Genomic DNA, 1,261 nt, shown 5'->3' with positions numbered 1-1,261 from the left:
CAGCTCAGCCTTCACGGGAAACGGATTTGCCTATTTCCCAGCCTAACTGCTTGGACGCGGATATCCAATACCGCGCTTACCCTATCCTCCTGCGTCCCCCCATTGCTCAAATGGTGAGGAGGTGGTACAGGAATATCAACCTGTTGTCCATCGCCTACGCCTTTCGGCCTCGGCTTAGGTCCCGACTAACCCTGAGCGGACGAGCCTTCCTCAGGAAACCTTAGGCATTCGGTGGACGGGATTCTCACCCGTCTTTCGCTACTCATACCGGCATTCTCACTTCTAAGCGCTCCACCAGTCCTTCCGGTCTGACTTCACTGCACTTAGAACGCTCTCCTACCACTGTTCGTAAGAACAGTCCGCAGCTTCGGTGATACGTTTAGCCCCGGTACATTTTCGGCGCAGAGTCACTCGACCAGTGAGCTATTACGCACTCTTTAAATGGTGGCTGCTTCTAAGCCAACATCCTGGTTGTCTAAGCAACTCCACATCCTTTTCCACNCCCCGGTACATTTTCGGCGCAGAGTCACTCGACCAGTGAGCTATTACGCACTCTTTAAATGGTGGCTGCTTCTAAGCCAACATCCTGGTTGTCTAAGCAACTCCACATCCTTTTCCACTTAACGTATACTTTGGGACCTTAGCTGGCGGTCTGGGCTGTTTCCCTTTCGACTACGGATCTTATCACTCGCAGTCTGACTCCCAAGGATAAGTCATCGGCATTCGGAGTTTGACTGAATTCGGTAACCCGGTAGGGGCCCCTAGTCCAATCAGTGCTCTACCTCCGAGACTCTTACCTTGAGGCTAGCCCTAAAGCTATTTCGGAGAGAACCAGCTATCTCCAGGTTCGATTGGCATTTCACCCCTACCCACACCTCATCCCCGCACTTTTCAACGTGCGTGGGTTCGGGCCTCCATTCAGTGTTACCTGAACTTCACCCTGGACATGGGTAGATCACCTGGTTTCGGGTCTACGACCACGTACTCATGCGCCCTATTCAGACTCGCTTTCGCTGCGGCTCCGCATCTTCTGCTTAACCTTGCACGGGATCGTAACTCGCCGGTTCATTCTACAAAAGGCACGCCATCACCCGTTAACGGGCTCTGACTACTTGTAGGCACACGGTTTCAGGATCTATTTCACTCCCCTTCCGGGGTGCTTTTCACCTTTCCCTCACGGTACTGGTTCACTATCGGTCACTAGGGAGTATTTAGCCTTGGGAGATGGTCCTCCCGGATTCCGACGGAATTTCACGTGTTC

1 rRNA gene is annotated in these 1,261 nt (G+C 52.9%); it reads right to left on the bottom strand.

The annotated features are described in order from the left end of the window. A 23S ribosomal RNA gene (locus VQ830_RS28640) occupies positions 1 to 1,261 on the bottom strand; the annotation flags it as partial.

The sequence above is a fragment of the Oryzifoliimicrobium ureilyticum genome, from assembly GCF_037199735.1.
GTDB classification, from domain to species: domain Bacteria; phylum Pseudomonadota; class Alphaproteobacteria; order Rhizobiales; family Rhizobiaceae; genus Rhizobium; species Rhizobium ureilyticus.
The sequence above is the reverse complement of the archived record's forward strand: the minus strand, read 5'-3'. Positions and strand labels throughout refer to the sequence as shown.